The organism is Nocardia sp. NPDC050793, assembly GCF_040654065.1.
In the GTDB taxonomy this organism is placed as follows: Bacteria; Actinomycetota; Actinomycetes; order Mycobacteriales; family Mycobacteriaceae; genus Nocardia.
On the sequence record NZ_JBFAHG010000002.1, the window covers coordinates 488,101 to 507,544 of the forward strand.

At 67.9% G+C, this 19,444-nt stretch carries 17 protein-coding genes; 10 read left to right on the forward strand and 7 right to left on the reverse strand.

Annotation, left to right across the window (positions count from 1 at the left end):
* Positions 1 to 110 precede the first annotated feature (110 nt).
* Entirely contained in the window at positions 111 to 1,082 is a 972-nt protein-coding gene (locus tag AB0H50_RS07750; protein WP_357448357.1) for an o-succinylbenzoate synthase, read from the forward strand.
* A gap of 82 nt (positions 1,083 to 1,164) precedes the next feature.
* Here AB0H50_RS07750 and AB0H50_RS07755 read toward each other — a convergent pair whose 3' ends face one another.
* Positions 1,165 to 1,677, reverse strand: coding sequence for a TIGR04338 family metallohydrolase (locus AB0H50_RS07755; protein ID WP_357448359.1), 513 nt, complete (start codon positions 1,675 to 1,677; stop codon positions 1,165 to 1,167).
* Between the two features lie 25 nt (positions 1,678 to 1,702).
* Entirely contained in the window at positions 1,703 to 2,545 is an 843-nt protein-coding gene (locus AB0H50_RS07760) for a DUF2786 domain-containing protein (RefSeq protein WP_357448360.1), read from the reverse strand.
* Between the two features lie 228 nt (positions 2,546 to 2,773).
* Between AB0H50_RS07760 and AB0H50_RS07765 the strand changes: the two genes are divergently transcribed.
* From AB0H50_RS07765 to AB0H50_RS07790, 6 genes are all read left to right on the forward strand, one after another.
* Positions 2,774 to 4,075 carry an ABC transporter substrate-binding protein gene (locus AB0H50_RS07765; RefSeq protein ID WP_357448362.1) on the forward strand — a complete coding sequence of 434 codons (1,302 nt, stop codon included), beginning with the start codon at positions 2,774 to 2,776 and terminating at the stop codon, positions 4,073 to 4,075.
* Between the two features lie 157 nt (positions 4,076 to 4,232).
* Positions 4,233 to 5,189, forward strand: a complete 957-nt coding sequence (locus AB0H50_RS07770) for a sugar ABC transporter permease (RefSeq protein WP_357449354.1) — start codon at positions 4,233 to 4,235, stop codon at positions 5,187 to 5,189.
* 47 nt (positions 5,190 to 5,236) lie between these two features.
* Positions 5,237 to 6,109, forward strand: coding sequence for a carbohydrate ABC transporter permease (locus AB0H50_RS07775; RefSeq protein WP_357449356.1), 873 nt, complete (start codon positions 5,237 to 5,239; stop codon positions 6,107 to 6,109).
* A 627-nt stretch (positions 6,110 to 6,736) separates the two neighbouring features.
* Entirely contained in the window at positions 6,737 to 9,019 is a 2,283-nt protein-coding gene (locus tag AB0H50_RS07780) for a transglycosylase domain-containing protein (protein ID WP_357449358.1), read from the forward strand.
* Between the two features lie 296 nt (positions 9,020 to 9,315).
* Positions 9,316 to 9,774, forward strand: coding sequence for an effector binding domain-containing protein (locus tag AB0H50_RS07785; RefSeq protein ID WP_357448364.1), 459 nt, complete (start codon positions 9,316 to 9,318; stop codon positions 9,772 to 9,774).
* Positions 9,775 to 9,783: 9 nt separating this feature from the next.
* Entirely contained in the window at positions 9,784 to 10,209 is a 426-nt protein-coding gene (locus AB0H50_RS07790) for a GyrI-like domain-containing protein (RefSeq protein ID WP_068068120.1), read from the forward strand.
* A 168-nt stretch (positions 10,210 to 10,377) separates the two neighbouring features.
* Here AB0H50_RS07790 and AB0H50_RS07795 read toward each other — a convergent pair whose 3' ends face one another.
* On the reverse strand, positions 10,378 to 10,899 hold the full coding sequence (locus AB0H50_RS07795; RefSeq protein ID WP_357448366.1) for a DUF3237 domain-containing protein: 522 nt from the start codon (positions 10,897 to 10,899) through the stop codon (positions 10,378 to 10,380).
* 122 nt (positions 10,900 to 11,021) lie between these two features.
* Between AB0H50_RS07795 and AB0H50_RS07800 the strand changes: the two genes are divergently transcribed.
* Positions 11,022 to 11,621: a TetR/AcrR family transcriptional regulator gene (locus AB0H50_RS07800; protein WP_357449360.1), complete on the forward strand. Its 600-nt coding sequence runs from the start codon at positions 11,022 to 11,024 to the stop codon at positions 11,619 to 11,621.
* A gap of 97 nt (positions 11,622 to 11,718) precedes the next feature.
* Here AB0H50_RS07800 and AB0H50_RS07805 read toward each other — a convergent pair whose 3' ends face one another.
* The 4 genes from AB0H50_RS07805 to AB0H50_RS07820 form a co-directional block, all read right to left on the reverse strand.
* Positions 11,719 to 12,819, reverse strand: a complete 1,101-nt coding sequence (locus AB0H50_RS07805; RefSeq protein WP_357448368.1) for an inositol-3-phosphate synthase — start codon at positions 12,817 to 12,819, stop codon at positions 11,719 to 11,721.
* On the reverse strand, positions 12,812 to 13,369 hold the full coding sequence (locus tag AB0H50_RS07810; protein WP_357448370.1) for a PadR family transcriptional regulator: 558 nt from the start codon (positions 13,367 to 13,369) through the stop codon (positions 12,812 to 12,814). Before AB0H50_RS07810 ends, AB0H50_RS07805 begins: the two co-directional genes overlap by 8 nt.
* Positions 13,370 to 13,488: 119 nt before the next feature.
* Positions 13,489 to 14,265, reverse strand: a complete 777-nt coding sequence (locus AB0H50_RS07815) for a DUF1707 domain-containing protein (RefSeq protein ID WP_357448371.1) — start codon at positions 14,263 to 14,265, stop codon at positions 13,489 to 13,491.
* Positions 14,262 to 15,344, reverse strand: a complete 1,083-nt coding sequence (locus AB0H50_RS07820) for a DUF1707 domain-containing protein (RefSeq protein WP_357448372.1) — start codon at positions 15,342 to 15,344, stop codon at positions 14,262 to 14,264. Before AB0H50_RS07820 ends, AB0H50_RS07815 begins: the two co-directional genes overlap by 4 nt.
* A 547-nt stretch (positions 15,345 to 15,891) precedes the next feature.
* Between AB0H50_RS07820 and AB0H50_RS07825 the strand changes: the two genes are divergently transcribed.
* Together AB0H50_RS07825 and AB0H50_RS07830 are read left to right on the forward strand one after the other, a co-directional pair.
* Complete coding sequence (locus AB0H50_RS07825) at positions 15,892 to 16,311, forward strand: DUF5318 domain-containing protein (RefSeq protein WP_357448374.1); 420 nt, start codon at positions 15,892 to 15,894, stop codon at positions 16,309 to 16,311.
* Positions 16,312 to 17,098: 787 nt separating this feature from the next.
* A complete protein-coding gene (locus AB0H50_RS07830; protein WP_357449362.1) occupies positions 17,099 to 19,294 on the forward strand; it encodes a transglycosylase domain-containing protein in 2,196 nt (731 codons plus the stop codon).
* The last annotated feature ends 150 nt before the right edge of the window (positions 19,295 to 19,444 follow it).

Sequence of the window (19,444 nt, forward strand, 5' to 3'; positions counted from 1 at the left end):
GGGTGCCCGGCTGTCGACCGACCAACCAGGCAACCGCATGCCGCCGATCGCCAGCCGGGTCGGTATACGCGACTGCTCGTCTCGACGCCCACCCCGTAGGCTGGCCAACGATGACCGCCGACGCCTTCCCCGAGCCTGTCGTCTACGCGATTCCGCTGCGCACGCGGTTTCGCGGGATCACCGTGCGGGAGGGGATGCTGATTCCGGGGCCGCTGGGCTGGGGCGATTTCTGCCCGTTTCCCGAGTACGACGATCGGGAGGCGGCGGGGTGGCTGGCGACGGCGGTCGAGCAGGTGACGACCGGCTGGCCGGACCCGGTGCGGGAGCGGATTCCGATCAATTGCACTGTGCCCGCGGTGGATCCGGAGCGGGCGCACCGGATCGTCAGCTCCTCGGGCTGCCGCACGGCGAAGGTGAAGGTCGCCGACCATCCCGATTCTCTCGGCGAGGACCTGGCCCGGGTCGAGGCAGTCCGCGACGCGCTCGGCCCGGACGGCGGAATCCGGGTGGACGCCAACGCGGTGTGGGATGTGCACACCGCGATCACGCATATCGCCCGGATCGACCGTGCCGCAGGCGGTTTGGAGTACGTCGAACAGCCGTGCCGGACCATCGAGGAACTGGCCGAGGTACGCAGGAAGGTCGACGTGCGCATCGCCGCCGACGAATCCATCCGGCGCGCCGAGGACCCGCTGCGCGTTGCCGTGGCGGGGGCTGCCGACGTTGCGGTGCTCAAATGCACGCCCCTGGGCGGAGTTCGGCGCGCGATGGAGGTCGCGGCGGCGGCCGGACTGCCCTGCGTGGTCTCCTCGGCATTGGAGACCAGCGTCGGCCTCGGCGCGCAGCTGGCGCTGGCCGGCGCGCTCCCGGAACTCGACTTCGCCTGCGGACTCGGAACGATCTCCCTGTTCGAGGGCGACGTGGTGGCCGAATCCCTGCGCCCGGTGGACGGTTTCCTCCCGGTACCGCGCACACCCCTGACGCCCGACCCAGCACTGATGGACCGATACCGCCACCCCGACCCCGACCGCGTCGCCTGGTGGCACGCCCGCTACGAACGCGTGCGCGCCCTGCTCCCCTAGAGGCCGACGTTTCCCACACACCCACCACACGCCTCACATAGGCACCGCCTGTGTGAGGCGTACAGAAGATGTGTGGCGCTCTCTAGCCGATACGGACGCCGCAGCTGAGCATCGTGGTTCGCAGCACGAGGGCGGCTTCGGGGCCGATGATTCCGTCCACCAGTTCCAGGTAGCGGGTGCAGAAGCCGGGCCCGTGCGGGGCGACTTCGCCGGGCTCGGGTTCCAGATGGTGAGCCAGTTCGTGCAAGACCACCAGTTCGCGCAGAGCCCACGCGGTGCCGCCGGTGTGCAGCGGCACCGCGAGGACTGCGTCGGCCGCTTCATAGTGAGCGGCGGTCGCTCCGGCACGCGACCGCACCCGAACCGGCACCTCGGCTCTATCCCATTGGGCCCGAACCCAATTGAGGGCGAGCACCTTCTCAGCATAGGTCTGGACGGACGCCACCGAGGCGAAACGGCGTTCGACGGGCAACGTGATGTGCGAGCCGTACAGTTCGACGGTGCGGTTGCCGTACTCGTCGGCGCGCTCGAACATGCCTCGGACCAACTGCTCGGCGTCGTACACCTTGGCGCGCTGAGTATCTCGCACACTCATCGCGGAATACTCAGCACGCGACGGTTCACCCCTCCGCACCGGAGGTCAATTGCCCTCGGGCCCCGCCCAATTCGGGCGACGTGCCCAACCGCGCCGCCCGACCCGCGCGGTCTCCCGCGTGACGGGCCGCGGCCGAATGTCCGGCGGAGGCTTGGGGACCGCGCCAGGTTCCGCGGGCCTCCGAGGTGCGGCCGTAGAAGTCGGTGAGTTCCAGTTCCTTGTCACGCAGCGCGAGCGCGGTTCCCGTCGCCGTCTCCGGCGCCACCGCCTCGGCTTCGACCTCCGACTTCACCTCTGCCAGCCGTCGCCCGATGCGCGCGGCGAAGGCCATCTGAAAATTCAGCCGGGCCGTCACGGGGGCCGCGGGCGCCTGCACCCGGCGTCGCACGGTGCGTCCCCAGCGCTTCTCGCTGACGATCTTCTCGACGGTCGCCGTGCGGTACTGGCCCGATTTGATGTAGTGGTCGGACGCGCGCACCATCTGCACGAGCAGGCTGGTGTAGAGCGCCTCGCAGGTATCGATGTCGGTGTCGAAGCCGTAGGCGTAGACCTGGGTCGAGGTGCGCGCAACATCGCAGCGCACGTCGTTGGCGTGCGCGATCGCGACGAACAGCTGCACGTAGGTGCGCAGTCCCTTCTTGCCCGGCTCGCCGATCGGAATGACCCGCTGCACCGGCGTCGGCCTGCGTTCCCGCCCCGCGACGTGCGCCCGCGCCACCGCTAGATCGATCGAGGACCGGGTCGCCAACCGCTGCGCCGCGGCGAGGAAGGCCTCCGCCTCGTGCTCGTTGTCGGTCGCCTCTGCCTTGCGCAGCAGGCCGCCGACGCGTGTGAGCATCCGATCGGGAACCGCGTTGGGCGAAGTCATCGGCAGCCAGGGTAACGGCACGTCCCGGCACAGGTCATCGTGAGCTCGGGCGGTCGGCCCGCCGACCGGCAGCGAATGATCCGCTCAACGCGCCCAGCGACCGGCGACATCCGCCCGGCCTGGCCTTCTGTACCGCTCTTCGGGCGCGGCGGATGAACACCATGTATCTTCCGTTGTGCAACCGGCAGGGTGTGCTGCTGCTCACGTCGTACCCATGGAGTGTTCGCAATGGCTTTGAAGAAGGTGTCGTCCCTACGTTCGTCGCTCGTACCGCGGGCCGCGCTGGCGGCTGCCTCGGTCGCGCTGCTGACGGCGACCTTCACCAGCGCGTGCGCCAGCGACAACGGCGGCAGCCCGACCAGCCAGAACCTCACCGGCCGCGGTCCGATCACCTACGTCGAGGGCAAGGACACCACCGAGACCGGTGTGGTCAAGCAGCTCATCGAGCGCTGGAACGCCTCGCACCCGGACGAGCAGGTGACGTTCAAAGAGCAGTCGAACGACGCCTCGCAGCAGTACGACGACCTGGTCGAGCACATGCGCTCCAAGCAGTCCACCTACGACGTGGTCGCCCTCGACGTGCCGTGGACCGCCGAGTTCGCCGCCAAGGGCTGGATCCAGCCGCTGAAGGACTCCTTCGCCATCGACACCTCGACGCTGCTCTCGCCACCGGTCGCCAGCGCCACCTACAACAACACGCTCTACGCCGCGCCGCGCAACACCAACGGCGGGCTGCTGTTCTACCGCAAGGACCTGGTCCCGAACCCGCCGAAGACCTGGGGCGAAATGCTCGGCCAGTGCCAGGTCGCGCGTGACAACAACATCGGCTGCTACGCCGGGCAGTTCGCGCCCTACGAAGGCCTGACGGTGAACACCTCCGAGGTGATCAACGGCTTCGGCGGCACCTTCGTCGGCGCCGACGGCAAGACCCCGACCGTCGACAGCCCGCAGGCACGCGCCGGTCTGAACACCCTGGTCACCGCATACAACAACGGCGACATCCCCAAAGAGGCGATCACCTTCAAGGAGCCGGAATCGGCGAACGCCTTCACCCAGGGCAAGCTGATGTTCCTGCGTGCCTGGCCCTCGACGTTCGGTGACGCGGGCGCCGAATCCTCGCAGGTTAAGGACAAGTTCGCGGTCGCGCCGCTGCCCGGCGAGAACGGCGTCGGCGCCTCCACGCTCGGCGGCTACAACGCGGCCATCAGCGCGTTCTCCAAGAACAAGGCCACCGCGCTCGACTTCCTGCGCTTCCTGATCAGCGAGGACGCCCAGCACATCATCGCGTCCGGCGCCCTGCCCTCGGTGCGCGCCTCGCTGTACGACGACCCGGCGCTGATCGCCAAGATGCCGTACCTGCCCGCCCTCAAGGAATCGATCGCCAGCGCGGTGCCGCGTCCGGTGACCCCCTTCTACCCGGCGGTGTCGAAGGCCATCCAAGACAACGCCTATGCTGCCCTGACCGGAAACAAGTCCGTCGACGACGCGATCGTCGGGATGCAGAAGGGCATCGAGACCGCGGGTTCGTGAACGAGCGTCAACGAGTGAACCATGAACGCAGCGCGTGGTGGCGCAGCGGACCCGACCAACCCGTAGGAGTGAGATAACGGTGTCGGATCCTTCGGGAGCGGCCACGCGCCTGCCGAGCGACGAATTCCTTCCGCGTAAACGCGGTTTCGGCGCGAGCCTGGCCTGGGAGCTGCGCCGCTCCGGCAAGGCATGGGTCTTCGTGGCGCCGGTGCTGATCGCGCTGGCGGTCGTCATCGGTTACCCGGTGATCCGCGCGCTGTACATGTCCTTCCAGAAGGACCCCGGGCTGGACCCGAGCACGGGCATGTTCGTGGAGGGCGGCAGCGCCGGATTCTCGAACTACACGCACTGGCTGCTGCAACAGTGCAGCCTGCCGACCGGCGAGACCATCGCCTGCCCCACCGGCAATCTCGGCTCACAGTTCTGGATGGCCATCGGCGTCACGCTGTTCTTCACCGTGATCACGGTGGCGCTGGAGGCCACCATCGGCCTCGCGATGGCGATCGTCATGGGCAAGAGCTTCAAAGGCAGGGCGCTGCTGCGTGCGGCGGTGCTCATTCCGTGGGCCATCCCGACCGCGGTCACGGCGCGGTTGTGGGAGTTCATGTTCCAGTACGACGGCGTGGTGAACCGGGTGCTCGGCACGCGCATTCTGTGGACGTCGGACCCGTGGGCCGCGCGGTTCGCGGTGATCGCCGCCGACGTATGGAAGACGACGCCGTTCATGGCGCTGCTGCTCCTCGCGGGCTTGCAGGTGATCCCCAACGACGTGTACGAGGCCGCCAAGGTCGACGGCGCCTCGGCTTGGCAGCGGTTCACCCAGATCACGCTGCCGCTGCTCAAACCCGCACTGCTGGTGGCGATCCTGTTCCGCACCATGGACGCGCTGCGCATGTACGACCTGCCCGCCATCATGACGCTGAACAACCCGTCGACCCGCACGGTGTCGATCCTGGTGGTCGACCAGGTGCGCCAGGGACCGAACAGCGCCGCCGCCCTGTCCACCATCACCTTCCTGCTGATCTTCGCGGTGGCCTTCGTGCTGGTGAAGATCCTCGGCGCCAACGCCGTCCGCACCCAGGAAGCGCAGCGCGAAGGGACGGTGCGAGCATGACGACCAGCGACCAGGTGCGCACCGAGCAAGACAGTGGAGGCGCGCCGATGGCGACGAAGGAACCGGCCCCGGCCCAGGCGGTGCCGTGGACCAAGCGGTTCGGATCCGCGCGCATCTACCTCGGCGTGCTCATCGTGCTGGTGTGGGGACTCGGTCCGTTCTACTGGATGGCCGTCACCGCGTTCCGCGACCCGGACTACACCTTCGACAACACGCCGTGGCCGACGCACGTCACGCTGGAGAACTTCCGCGACGCGTTCGACACCAGCCGCGGCAACGACTTCGGCATGGCGCTGGTGAACAGCGTGATCATCGGCGCATGCACCACGGTGCTCGCGCTGCTCATCGGCATCTTCGCCGCGTACGCGCTGGCCAGGCTGACCTTCCGCGGCAAGTACGTGGTGGCCGGACTGATCCTGAGCGCGTCGATGTTCCCGGTGGTCGTGCTGGTGACGCCGCTGTTCCAGCTGTTCACCAACCTCGGTTGGATCGGCCAGTACCAGGCGATGATCATCCCGAACATCTCGTTCGTGCTGCCGATGACCGTCTACATCCTGGCCTCGTTCTTCACCGAACTGCCGTGGGAGCTGGAAGAGGCGGCCCGCATCGACGGCGCGAGCAAGATGCAGGCGTTCCGGCTGGTGATGCTGCCGCTGGCCGCGCCAGCGGTGTTCACCACCGCCATCCTGGCCTTCATCGCCGCGGTGAACGAATACCTGCTTGCCCGCCTGCTCTCCAGCGACGCGACCGAGCCGGTCACCGTCGCGATCGCCCGGTTCTCCGGCAACAACCCGCTTGTGCAGCCGTACGCCGCGATCATGGCGGCGGGCACGATCGTCACGATCCCGCTGGTGATCATGGTGCTGCTGTTCCAGCGCCGCATCATCTCCGGTCTGACCGCGGGCGGCGTCAAGAGCTGAATCTTTGGCGCGCTGGCGCGCGCGGGTTCGCGGCCCCTATTGTCTCGCTTCCCAGCGATCGAGACTCGCGACTGCGTCGCATGCGCTTCGATCGCTGGGAAGCGAGACGGCCGCGAACGGTCGCTCGTCGGGCTCGCTCCGTTGTGGGTGGGTGGGGCTCGGATGTTTCGTGGATTCAGTGCGCTTACGTCTGGCTTCCTTGCATAGGTCGGGATTCGGTTCGGTGCGCTGAGACTTTGGGGCGCTGGTGTGGAGGTTCGCCGCCTCGCTTCTAGCTGCACACCGGACGAGCTCGCGTCCATGCGCTGAGATTTCGACGTAGTGGCGAAGGCACGTACGCCGCCGCTTTTGCCTCGCCGACGGTCGCTCGTCAGGCTCGCTCCGTGGTGGGTGGGTGGGGGCTCGGATGTTCTGTGAGGTTCAGGGCTTGCGAGGTTTCGTGTGCGGGTGACGGCGGTTTCGGCTGCGGATGGCCCTGGGCGTGGGCGCGGGTTACTTTGCCTAAGAAGCGGAAGGGTGGGGATTGTGGGCCGACTCGACCGGGCTGGCGGAGTAGAGTCCGGTCGTAGCTCGTTTCGGCGATCGTTGTCAGTGCAGGTGGGGTTCGACCGACAACTCCGGGAGGAGATGATCGTGAGCTCGTTCGGCAAGCGAGGCGGTAAACGCGATGCCGGGGGCAAGCAATCGTCACCGCCGCACGCCTCCATCGCGGGCTTCCGAGAGCGGAACACACCGCATACCCGGGAACGGAAAGCGCAGGCGCTCAGGAAATCCCGGGTCGGCGGCACCGCGACGACGACGGATCCCGAGCGGCCGCCGCGCAGTCGCGCCGAACGCCTGCGGCGGCTCGCGCTCGCGCTGTTCATTCTGTTCGTCGCGATGCCCTCGCTGCTGTTCGTGCTGGTCTACTGGAGCGCCGAGATCCCCGATCCGGCTGCGGTGCAGACCAATCAGGTCGCCACCGTCCTCGCCGCGGACGGCAGCACGGTGATCGCGAAAGTGATTCCACCGGACGGCAATCGGATCCCGGTGCCGCTTTCCGAGGTGCCCGAACCGGTACGCAACGCGGTGCTCTCCGCCGAAGACCGCGATTTCTACACCAACCCCGGCTATTCCACGTCCGGCTTCCTGCGCGCGGGCCGGGACAATCTGCTCGGCAAGGACAACGCGGGCGGCGGCTCGACCATCACCCAGCAGTACGTGAAGAACGCTTTCCTCGGCTCCGAACGCACCCTCACCCGCAAGATGCGCGAGCTGATCATCGCGGCCAAGATGTCCAGGCAGTGGAGCAAGGACGACATCCTCGCCGCCTATCTCAACACCATCTTCTACGGGCGCGGCTCCTACGGCATCGCCGCGGCGTCGAAGGCGTACTTCGACAAGCCGCCCGCGCAGCTGACGCTCGCCGAGGGCGCGGTGCTCGCGGCCCTCATCCGCACGCCATCGATCCTCGACCCCGAAACACACCTGCCGGAATTGAAAGCGCGCTGGCAGTACGTACTCGACGGCATGGTCGAAATGGACGTATTGGCGCCGGGCGACCGGGATGCCACGGTTTTCCCGCGGATAGTGCCGATCACCGACATTCCCGACCGCGACGACGCTCGCGGTCCGGAGGGCTTGATCCGCACCCAGGTGCTGCGCGAGCTGCGCGCTTCGGGCATCAGCGAACGTGAAATCAACACCGGCGCACTGCAAATCACCACCACCATCGACGCCAGGGCGCAGCAGGCCGCGCTCACCGCCGTGCACGACCGGCTCGGCCCTCAGCCGCCATACCTGCGCGCGGCGGTGGTCTCGATCGATCCGCGCTCCGGCGCGGTGCGCGCCTACTACGGCGGCGAGGACGGCATCGGCTACGACTTCGCGCAGGCGCCGTTGCAGACCGGGTCGGCGTTCAAGGTGTTCGCGGTGATCGCCGCGCAGCAGCAGAGCATCCCGCTGACGCGCGTGCTGGACAGTTCACCGGTCACCGATCGCGGCATCAGGATCACCAACGTGGACGGCGAATCCTGCGGCAAATGCAGCATGGCCGAATCGCTGAAGCGCTCGCTGAACACCAGCTTCTACCGGCTCACCATGTCGATGTTCGAAGGACCGCGGGCGATCGCGGACGCCGCGCACCGAGCGGGCATCCCGGAGGAGATCCCCGGCGTGGCGGGCAAGACGCTCACCGAGGACGGCGGCCCTCCGCTCAACGGCATCGTGCTCGGCCAGTATCTGGTCCGCCCGGTCGACATGGCCTCGGCGTACGCCACCATCGCGGCCTCTGGCATGTACCACCAGCCGTACTTCGTGCAGCGCGTGGTGACCGGCGATGGAAGGGTGCTGCTCGATCGCGGCGCTCCCGAGCAGCAGGTCGGCGACCAGCTGCCGCCCGGCGAGCAGCGCATCAAGCCCGCTTTCGCGGAGAACGCCATCGCCGCGATGATGCCGATCGCCGCCTACTCCAACGGGCACGCGCTGGCGGGCGACCGGCCGTCGGCGGCGAAGACCGGTACGACCCAGCTCGGCGATTCCGACAACAACAAGGACGCCTGGATGATCGGCTTCACGCCGTCGCTGTCCACCGCGGTGTGGATCGGCAGTGAGCATTCGCAGCCGATTCGCACCGCCGGCGGCGCGGACATCTACGGTTCGGGCCTGCCCGCCGACATCTGGAAGCAGATAATGGACGACGCGCTGGAGGGCACGCCTATCGAGCAGTTCCCTACCGCACCCGCAGGCGGCCCTTTTGGCGGCAATCCGCCGAAGCCATCGAACAATCCCTACGACATCTTGAATCCGAACCCGAATCCATCGCGCGCACCGCAGCAACAACCAGAGCCGTCGATCATCATTCCGCCCGCGCCGCCGCAGCCGACGCAGGTCGAAATCTTTCCGGGATTGAGCGTTCCGGTGCCCGGCTGACGTGCGCGCGGTAGATAACTGTGCCCCGTACCATCTTGAATCGATCTTGTGACCTAGCGCGCCTCCGGGGAACGCATGACATGGCAGCATCGTTTTGCCAGAGTGAGAGCGCGGCCCAGCGGTGCCGAGGCGAACGAGGGGCGACGCCCGTCCCCCGGTGACGATGCGGAAGGATAAGCGCTCGAGCGACGACGGCAGCGGCGCGAGCGACCGGCCGACAGGCGGTAGCGTGCGGACCACAGAGGGGCCCGGAAGCGCCGCCAATTGAAAACAGACTAGACATAGGGGCTACGCCGGTGGATTTCAATGTCGTTGACCGTCCCGAGACGCTGGTGGCGGGCACGGTGCTTCGAAGCCCAGCGCTAGCGGTCGAGGGGCCGCGCCGCGCGAAGGTGGAGGAAGCGTGGAAGCGCATCCTCTCGCGCCGCCTACCCGGCCCCCCGACCACCGCCTATGTCGATCATGCGCCGGAGATCAACTCCTATCTGACCCACATCGTCGGCTACCGCTGTCGCAGCATCGAAGACCTACTGCCCGGCGACGTGCTGGCCAGGGTGCCCGGTGGTCGCTTCGCCCGATTCATTGCCAGCGGCGACGATCTCGGCGATACGATCGTCAGCATTTGGCGGGCGGTATGGGATGCCGAGGCGGCGGGCCGGTTCGTGCGCTCCTATACCGGCGACTGGGAGCACTATCCCGACGACCGCACCGCCGAGGTCTTCGTGGCGCTGGCCGACGAACCGAGCGACGGGTAGGACACAGCAGTGGATTTCGAGATCGTCACCCTGGACGAAAGCCTGGTCGCCGGACTGACCATCCCGCTGGCGGGCCGCGAAGTGGCCGCACGCGACCTCGATCTGGTGAACTTCACCTGGGATCGCTATCTCGCCAGGGAAAAGAGCGTGCCGCGCGTCGCGGCGTACATCGGCCAGAACGACCACGCCGTCGCCGTCCTCGGCTACGAGGTGGGTTCGCTGGACGACCTGGACCAAGGTGACGTGGTGACCCGCATCCCGCACGGCCGCTACGCGAAGTTCGTCGTCTCCGACAAGCCCTACGACCTGCTGCGCACCGCGTGGGCGCAGGTCGCCAAGGCCGAGAGCGCGGGCATCATCACCCGCTCGCACACCGCGGAGATCGAGCGCTACACCGGCCCGACCTCCGTCGAGGTCTACGTCTCGCTGGACTGAACCGGCTTCCAGACCGAGCGAGCTTCGAACCGATCGAGCTCCGGTCTGAACGAGCTCCGGTCTGAACAAGGTCAGCGCCGAAGCGGCGTGTCCGTGGCCCCTCCTACAGGGCCGCGGACACGCCGCTCGCGAATCCGGCCGACACTGCACACTGTGTCGGCCGCACCCTCATATGACCCGCGAGACCTGGTACGCGACCCCGCCCTCGATCAGGTATCCGGAACCGACGCAGACGATGTCGTTCAACCAGGCGTACTGCTTCGCGCCGGTCTCGAACATCGGTGTCGTCCGGAAGTAGTACCTGGCCGGGTCGACCTGGCGGCTCTTGACCGGGTCGGCGATGTCCTCGCGCAGTTCGGCCGGGACGATCCAACGACCGCCGTAGGACATGTACACCAAGGCGCCGTCGTGCGTGCGCAGCGTCAGCCGGACATCCACCGACATTCCTCCGTCGGAACGGAACAGCGCCCAGTCCCCGCCACCTGGGAGCACCTCTCCGCGCAGCTCAGGGCCTTCGAACGACCCGCCAGCCGCACCGAACAAGATCCGCTTGCCGAACGGACCGTCACCGATGTTCAGCCGGGGATCCAAGTCGACCGCGATGTCGAACAGATGCGTGGTCGCGATCTCGTCGACGACCTTCAGCCGCGGATCGGATTTCCTGCCATCGCTTGTACGTGTAATCGTCACGCGATTAAACGTACGACCCATCGTACGTTTTAACAAGACATGGCATGATGGAGACGATGAGCGAATTCGAGCAGCCGCACAGCGCACACGGGGAGACCCTTTCGGCCGAACGACCCGAACAGATGATCACCGATCAACGCCTCCTGCGCGGCGCGCAGACCAGGCGCACCATCGCTCGCCATGCCGTCGACGTCGCCTCACTGGAAGGACTCAACGGACTCAGCCTCGGCAGGCTGGCCACCGACCTCCGGCTCAGCAAAAGCGGCGTCCAGACACTGTTCGGGACGAAGGAGAACCTGCAACTCGCCGCGATCGACTGCGCGAGAGAGGAGTTCATCGAAGCGGTCGTGCGACCCGCCCGCGGTACACCGCACGGCGCGGCGCGGCTGCGCGCGCTGATCGAACACTGGATCGGCTATGCGGAGAAGCCACTGTTCCCCGGCGGTTGTTTCCGTGCGGCAAATATCGCCGACTTCGACAGCAGGCCGGGCCCGGTCCGTGACGCGCTGGTCCGCGATCAGACGGCATGGGTGGACCTGCTCGCGGCCGAGCTGCGCGCTGCAGCGGACGCGGGCGAAATCGCTGATCTCGATGTCGATTTCGCCGCCTTCCAGATCGACGCGGTGCTGTGCGCCGCGAACACGGCGCTGCGCCTCGGCGACGACGACGCACCACACAAGGTGCGCAGGGTCGTCGAAGGATTCCTCGCGCCCCCACGCTGAACTCACCGAGTTCGCCTGCGGCACAACGGTTCCGGTCCGGAAACCGCAAAAGCCGGTCGGAGAGTGGCTCTCCGACCGGCTTCCATCGTCGACGGATCTACTCCGCGCCGATGATGAACGCTTCCAGCTGGGCGCGGGCGATGTCGTCCGCGAGCTGCTGCGGCGGGGACTTCATCAGGTAGGCCGAGGCCGGGATGACGGGTCCGCCGATACCGCGGTCCTTGGCGATCTTGGCCGCGCGCACCGCGTCGATGATGATGCCCGCCGAGTTGGGCGAGTCCCACACCTCGAGCTTGTACTCCAGGTTCAGCGGCACATCGCCGAAGGCCCGACCCTCGAGGCGCACGTAGGCCCACTTGCGGTCGTCGAGCCAGCCGACGTGGTCGGAGGGGCCGATGTGCACGTCGTTGGCGCCCAGTTCCTTCTTCAGGTTGCTGGTGACGGCCTGGGTCTTGGAGATCTTCTTGGACTCGAGGCGCTCGCGCTCGAGCATGTTCTTGAAGTCCATGTTGCCGCCGACGTTGAGCTGCATGGTGCGGTCGAGCTGCACGCCGCGGTCCTCGAACAGCTTGGCCATCACGCGGTGGGTGATGGTCGCGCCGACCTGGCTCTTGATGTCGTCACCGACGATCGGGACGCCCGCGTCCACGAACTTCTGCGCCCACACCGGGTCGGAGGCGATGAACACCGGCAGCGCGTTGACGAAGGCGACACCCGCGTCGATGGCGCACTGGGCGTAGAACTTGTCCGCCTCTTCCGAACCCACCGGCAGATAGGACACCAGGACGTCGACCTTCGCGTCCTTCAGGGCCTTCACCACGTCGACCGGCTCTGCCTCGGAGAGCTCGATGGTTTCCGCGTAGTACTTGCCGATGCCGTCGAGCGTCGGGCCGCGCTGCACGACCACGTCGGTCGGGGGCACGTCGGAGATCTTGATGGTGTTGTTCTCGCTGGCGAAGATCGCCTCGGCCAGGTCGAAACCGACCTTCTTGGCGTCCACGTCGAACGCGGCGACGAACTTGACGTCGCGGACGTGGTACCGGCCGAACTTGACGTGCATCAGACCGGGCACGGTCGAGGTCTCGTCCGCGTCCTTGTAGTACTGCACGCCCTGGACCAAGGAAGAGGCGCAGTTGCCCACGCCCACGATGGCCACGCGAACTTCGGTGGCGTTCTCAGCCGTATTGATGTCACTCATGGCCGATGGTTCCCTCTTTCTGTGGTGCCGCCTTCGTTGATTGCTCCGCCGCAATCAACTCGTTGAGCCAGCGCACTTCGCGCTCGCTTGATTCCAGACCGAGTTGGTGGAGTTGCCGGGTGTAGCGATCCAGCGACCCGCTGGCCCGTTTGATCGCTTCCCGCAATCCCTCTCGGCGCTCCTCGACCTGCCGGCGCCTGCCCTCCAGGATCCGCATCCGCGCCTCCGCGGGAGTGCGGCTGAAGAACGCCAGGTGGACGCCGAAGCCGTCGTCGGTGTAGTTCTGCGGGCCGGTGTCCGCGAGGAGCTCCGTGAAACGCTCCCGCCCCTCCGGTGTCAGTTGATAGACCCGCCGTGCGCGGCGCATGGTGACGCCCGCGACGTTCTCCTCCGCGATCAGTCCGTCCGCCTGCATGCGCCGCAGCGTCGGATAGAGCGACCCGTAGGAGAAGGCCCGAAACGGCCCGAGCAGGCCCGTCAGCCGCTTGCGCAGCTCGTAACCGTGCATCGGCGCTTCGAGGAGCAGCCCGAGGATTGCCAGCTCGAGCATCGGGCGTCACCCCCTGACTGTTGTGCAGACCTAACCGATGGATGCGACTTCCGAGTATATCGCGCCGATATAACCGAGCACAGCGATGGGCGATATATGGGGCGTTCACCCAGGTCGGATCAGCGGTTGGGCGGGCGGACGTTCAGCGGTTCGCCGTCGAAGAGCACGGTCATGAAGCCCGTCTCGCTCTTCTCGTTCTGCACGTAGATCTGCACGTAGGGTTGCGCGTCCTTCTTGGCCTCGCGCTCGATGTTCACGTACGAGATCGGGCTGCCCGGCAGCAGCAGCGACTGCGGGGCGCCCGCGAGGAGGCGGGCGAGCACGGGCAGGTCGATGGCGCCCATGTCGACGGTCGGGGTGTCGGGCTTGCGCGACCGTGGATTGCCGAACACGGAGAAATCGCCGTCGAAGTGGTAGTAGACGGACTTGCCCTTCTCGTTGCGATAGAAGAGGGCGTAGCCCGGATAGACGGTGACGTCGTCGGCGATCGTCTCGCCGAACTCGGCGCGGTACCGGTCGATGAAGTAGGCCAGGCCCGCACCCGTGGTCAGGTCGGGTAGCGGGTCGGCGACGACCCGGTCAACCGCACTGTGCGCGACGCAACCGACCAGCCCGCCCGCGACGAGGGCCGCGGCCAGGATCGCCGCGGGAATCCAGCGCGTCCGCCCGCGGCCGCCGCGCACCACGGGCGCGTCGACCATTTCGCCGGGGATCTGCAGGTCGTCGATCAGCTTGTCGAGTTCGCCGAACGACTTGGCGCGCATCGCAGTTCCGGTGCGGCCTGCGTGCTCGGAATCGGTCAGCTGGCCGTCGGCCAGCGCGGCGTCCAGCAGTCCGCAGACGTCGGCGCGATCGCGGTCACTGGCCCGCAGCCGGGTGTTCTTCGACGCCGTCATCCGACCTCCCTGACCTTCAGCACCTCGCCCGACGGCGAGATCAGGACGCTGCCGTGCTGGCTGCGATCGTTGCGCACGCGGATCTCGACGACGGGCCTGCCGTTGCCCGCAGTCGAATCGTCGGCGGAGATCTCGATGGAATCGACGACACCGCCGGGCACCTCGGTCATCGCGGGCGCCGTGGCCAGCACCGCGCCGATGGCCTCGATGTTCAGCGTGGCCAGGTCCACGATCGGCGCATCCGGCCTGCGCGTGGTGATCAGGTTGTCGTGCTTGGTGAATCCGCCCCAGTAGTCCCAGTCGACCGACCACCGCGGCCCCTCCGGCGCGATGCGCTGCACCGATGCGAAATCCTTGTGCAGCCACAACTCGTCGACGAGGGTGTCGCCGAACTTCTCCCGGTATTCGTCGCGGTAGAGGGTCATCCCCGCGACGGTGTACAGCTCCGGCCTCGGCAGCACCAGCGGCTGCACCGTGCCCGGCTCGACGGGGGCGGCCTGCGCCGAGACCGCGCGATCGTCGCGCCCCGCGGCGAAATACCCGGCCCATACCCCGAGCACGGCCGCGACGCCCACCGCGGCACGGAACCGCAGGTTCCGGCTCGAACGCGGGGGGCTCGGCGGCGGCGCTTCGGCGACGCGTTGCACATCGGCCACCAACGCACCCAGCTCGCCCAGGGTTTTCGCCTCGGAAGCCAGCTCGGTGAGCGCCTGGTGCTCGTCCGCGTCGAGCTGCCCTTCGCCGTGCGCGTCATCGAGCACCCGAATCGTGTTGGCGCGATCGGCATTCCGCGCCCGGGTGTGGTCCGGATAACTCGCGCGGGTTCGGCTTCGGCGCGAGGGTTTCCGCGTCTTGGCCGACCCGCCCGGCACCAGGTCGCGCGCGGCGGCGGGAATTTGCAGATCACTCGTCAGCCGCGCCAGCTCCCCAACGGTCTTGGCGCGCCCCGCTTTCGCCGTCCGCTCGCGATACTCGTCGGCTCCGAGCTGGCCTTCCGCGTAGGCCGCATCCAGCAGACCGCATGCATTCACGCGGTCCAGATCACGCGCTCGCATGCGCCCCTTGCTACCGGTGGACACACACGAATCGTAAACAGAACATGCCCGCCGAGAACGGTTCCCGCGAAACCGAACGAGGCGAAGACCACGCACGGCGCCGATTCGTGCACGTCGCCTCGGAAAATAGGGAGCGATCGGGCAACGAGCGAGTCCGGCGCCGACCTCCGCAAGGCCCCTGTACACCACGGAAACGGATCGCCTTGTCCTGAACCACCGTCTAGTGCGGACGGCAGATGCCGAGCGAAATGACGCGACATGTGCAATAAATGTCACGGATCTGCGCCACTCACGGACTGGACAAGCCGAGCAGAGCGAGGCGTCCTCGCTCGGCGACAAGTTGAAAGGCGCAGGTCGACCCGGGAAGCAGAGCGCCCCGGATCGGGAACCAACCTCCGGTGCGGCCAATGCAAGCCGAGCAGCGCGAGGCGTCCTCGCCCCCCGAAACATTGAAAGGCGCAGGTCGACCCGGGAAGCGGAGCGCCGCGGGTCGCGAACCGACGTCCGGTGCGGGCGACGAAAGCCGAGCGGAGCGAGGCGTCGTCGCCCGCACCCCGCTACTCTGGTTGGCGTGCGAATTCAGCGGCAGGTGGTCGACTATGCGCTCCGGCGCCGGTCGCTGCTGGCTGACGTCTATGCGGGCCGGGTCGATGTCGCCGAGGTATGTGATGCAAATCCCTATCTCCTGCGTGCGGCGAAGTTCCACGGTCGGGGGAGCGAGGTCACGTGCCCTATCTGCCGGAAAGAACAGCTCACCCTCGTATCCTGGGTCTACGGCGACGGCCTCGGACCGGTGGCTGGTTCGGCTCGCACACCGGAGGAGCTGATGCGGCTCGCCGAGACTCGCGAGGAGTTCTCGGTGCATGTCGTCGAGGTATGCCGGACCTGCAGCTGGAATCATCTGGTTCAGTCCTATGTGCTCGGCAGTGCCCCCGCGCCCACGCGTCGCCGTACGGGTACGCGAGCGAACCGACGTACCGCCGCCGAGTGATGTGCCTGGTCATCTGCCAGTCGGGTGACATGCGGAGCCTGCACGTGTCCGCCGCGGTGCCCGTGACCGCACCGAGCCAACCTGACCGATACGAGTTATGGAGATCTTGTCAGTGAATTCGCCTTACGAGACTTCCCCCCACGGCGATGAACCGCACGGCGGCCGTACTCAGCGAAGTTCACATCCGTCTCCGAACCCGACTTCCGGCCAGCGTCAAGCGCCCCCACCCGGTTTCCGTCCGCTGCCGCCGGGCGGTCCGCGCCCGGGTGGCCCGCAGGGCGGCCCGCGTCCCGGCGGACCGCAGGGTGGACCCAACGGTGGTCCGCGCGGTCAGCAACCGCCGCATCGTCCCGGCCCGCCGCCGCAGGGTCGTCCCCCGCAGGGTCGTCCTCCGCAGGGTCGCCCGCCGCAGGGTCGTCCCCCGCAGGATCGTCCGCAGCCGAACGGCACACCCGGCGGCGCCGCGGGCGCGACCCAGCGCATCGAGCGCCCCGGCCAGAATCCGCAGGGCGCGCCCCGGCCCAACTCGCTGAGCGAGGCGATCGCCGAGCGCGACCGGCGATCCGGTCCGAGCGCCGCCGTCCGTCCCGCGGGCGGCGCGCGGCCGAACACGGGCCAGCGGCTCGCCGTCGACCGCGACCGTCGTCCGCACGGTCCCGCCACCGGCGAGCGCCGCGCGCAGTCCGGCCAGCCGCCCTCGGGTCCGCCGCCGCGCCGCAACGGCGGCGGTGACGGTGGTTCCGGCGGGGCGGGCAAGCGGCCTGGTGCGAAGAGGGTTCCCTGGAAGATGATCCGCAGGACGCTCTACGTGCTCATCGCCCTCGCCATCGTGGTGCCGAGCGCCGTCTTCCTGGTCGCCTACTCCACGGTGTCGGTGCCGCAACCGGGCGATCTGAAGACCAACCAGGTCGCGATGATCTACGCCGCCGACGGCAGCACGGTGCTCAGCAAGGTGGTCCCGCCGCAGGGCAACCGCACCGACGTGACGATCGAGCAGATCCCGCCGCACGTGCGCAACGCCGTGATCGCGGCCGAGGACCGGGATTTCTACACCAATCCTGGCTTCTCCATCTCCGGCTTCGTGCGCGCGGCCCGCGACAACGTGCTGGGCAAGGAGAGCGCTGGCGGTGGCTCGACGATCACTCAGCAATACGTGAAGAACGCGCTGGTCGGTGACGAGCGCTCACTCACCCGAAAGATGCACGAGCTGGTCATCTCCGCGAAGATGGCGCGGCAGTGGAGCAAGGACGAGATCCTCGCCGCCTATCTGAACACCATCTACTTCGGTCGCGGCGCCTACGGCATCGACGCGGCGGCCAAGGCCTACTTCAGCAAGCCGGTGCAGGATCTGACCGTCGCCGAGGGCGCGGTGCTGGCCGCCACCATCCAGCTGCCCTCGCTGCTGGATCCGGAGAAGAACCCGGAGGGCGCCAAGACGCGCTGGAACTACGTGCTCGACGGCATGGTCGACGGCGGCAACCTGAAGGCCACCGACCGGCAGGGCATGCAGTACCCGCAGGTGAGCCCGCTCGCGCAGACCCAGGACAAGACGCTGGATTCCGGACCCGAGGGCCTGGTCAAGACCCAGGTGCTCGAGGAGCTCGCGTCCGCGGGCATCAGCGAACAGCAGCTCAACACCGCGGGCCTGCAGATCACCACGACCATCGATCCGAAGGCGCAGCAGGCCGCGGTCGACGCAGCGACGAGCAAGATGCAGGGCGAGCCCGAGCAGCTGCGGACCGCGGTGGTGTCGATCGATCCGCGCACCGGCGCGGTGAAGGCGTACTACGGCGGTAACGACGGTCAGGGCTACGACTTCGCCAACGCGCCACTGCAGACCGGCTCCTCGTTCAAGGTGGTCGGCCTGGCCGCCAACCTCGAGCAGGGCATTCCGCTGTCGCAGATGTACGACAGCTCGCCGCTGACGGTGAACGGCATCAAGATCACCAACGTCGAGGGCGAGTCCTGCGGCATGTGCACCATCGCCGAGTCGCTCAAGCGTTCGCTGAACACCAGCTTCTACCGGATGCAGCTGGACATGGGCAACGGTCCGCAGAAGATCGCGGACATGGGCCACAAGCTCGGCATTCCCGAGGAGCTGCCCGGCGTCGGCAAGACGCTGTCCGAGCCGGGCGGCGCAGGCCCGAACAACGGCATCGTGCTCGGCCAGTACCAGGCCCGCGCGCTCGATATGGCCTCCGCCTACGCCACGCTGGCGGCCTCCGGCATGTACCACGCGCCGCACTTCGTGCAGCGGGTGGTGACCGCCGACGGTCAGGTGCTGCTCGACCGCGGCGACGTCGCGGGCGAACAGCGCGTCTCGGCGGCGGTCGCCGACAACGTGACCGCGGCGATGAAGCCGATCGCGGGCTACTCGCGCAACCACGGCCTGGCAGGCGGTCGCGAATCGGCGTCCAAGACCGGCACCGCCCAGCTCGGCGACACCGGCGAGAACAAGGACACCTGGATGGTCGGTTACACACCATCGCTGTCCACCGCCGTGTGGGTCGGCAGCGTGGACAACTCGCCGCTGCGCAACTACGCGGGCGCCATGATCTACGGTTCCGGCCTGGCGTCGGACATCTGGAAGTCGACCATGGACGGTGCGCTGCAAGGCAGCCCGACCGAGACCTTCCCGAAGCCGGCGCCGATCAAGGGCCAGGCGGGCGTTCCCGAGTGGACCGCGCCGTACACCCCGCCGTCGACGGTCGACGCCCCGTCACCGCCGGTCGTGATCGCGCCGACCCAGGTGGAGATCCTGCCCGGCATCACCATCCCGGTCCCCGGCGTGCAGCCCAACCCGCGCCCGCAGCAGCAGCAACAACGTGAGCAGGACCCGGGCCCGCTGCCGGGCCAGCCGGTCGCGCCGACCGACGGCAGCTCGCCGACCCAAACGGGCTCGCCGCGTCCTGGCGGAACCGGAAACGGAAACAGCGGCCAGGAAGAGGGCTCGAACAGCTCCCAGCCGACGCGCAGCCGCTAGTCCGCACAGCGGACGACGTTCGTCGCGTAGTCCACACCCCGCCCCGGGTGGTGCCAACCGCCCGGGGCGGGCCTGCGTCTGGGGGTCGTTCGGCCGGACCTATTAGGCTCGGGTTCCGTGACCGATCAGCAAGTGGTGGACGTGCGGACA

Excerpts from the sequence above, each read along its gene's own strand:
- AB0H50_RS07750 (WP_357448357.1), top strand. The coding sequence starts at position 111 with ATGACCGCCGACGCCTTCCCCGAGCCTGTCGTCTACGCGATTCCGCTG.
- AB0H50_RS07755 (WP_357448359.1), bottom strand. The coding sequence starts at position 1,677 with ATGAGTGTGCGAGATACTCAGCGCGCCAAGGTGTACGACGCCGAGCAG.
- AB0H50_RS07760 (WP_357448360.1), bottom strand. The coding sequence starts at position 2,545 with ATGACTTCGCCCAACGCGGTTCCCGATCGGATGCTCACACGCGTCGGC.
- AB0H50_RS07765 (WP_357448362.1), top strand. The coding sequence starts at position 2,774 with ATGGCTTTGAAGAAGGTGTCGTCCCTACGTTCGTCGCTCGTACCGCGG.
- AB0H50_RS07775 (WP_357449356.1), top strand. The coding sequence starts at position 5,237 with ATGGCGACGAAGGAACCGGCCCCGGCCCAGGCGGTGCCGTGGACCAAG.
- AB0H50_RS07780 (WP_357449358.1), top strand. The coding sequence starts at position 6,737 with ATGATCGTGAGCTCGTTCGGCAAGCGAGGCGGTAAACGCGATGCCGGG.
- AB0H50_RS07800 (WP_357449360.1), top strand. The coding sequence starts at position 11,022 with ATGATCACCGATCAACGCCTCCTGCGCGGCGCGCAGACCAGGCGCACC.
- AB0H50_RS07805 (WP_357448368.1), bottom strand. The coding sequence starts at position 12,819 with ATGAGTGACATCAATACGGCTGAGAACGCCACCGAAGTTCGCGTGGCC.
- AB0H50_RS07810 (WP_357448370.1), bottom strand. The coding sequence starts at position 13,369 with ATGCTCGAGCTGGCAATCCTCGGGCTGCTCCTCGAAGCGCCGATGCAC.
- AB0H50_RS07815 (WP_357448371.1), bottom strand. The coding sequence starts at position 14,265 with ATGACGGCGTCGAAGAACACCCGGCTGCGGGCCAGTGACCGCGATCGC.
- AB0H50_RS07830 (WP_357449362.1), top strand. The coding sequence starts at position 17,099 with ATGATCCGCAGGACGCTCTACGTGCTCATCGCCCTCGCCATCGTGGTG.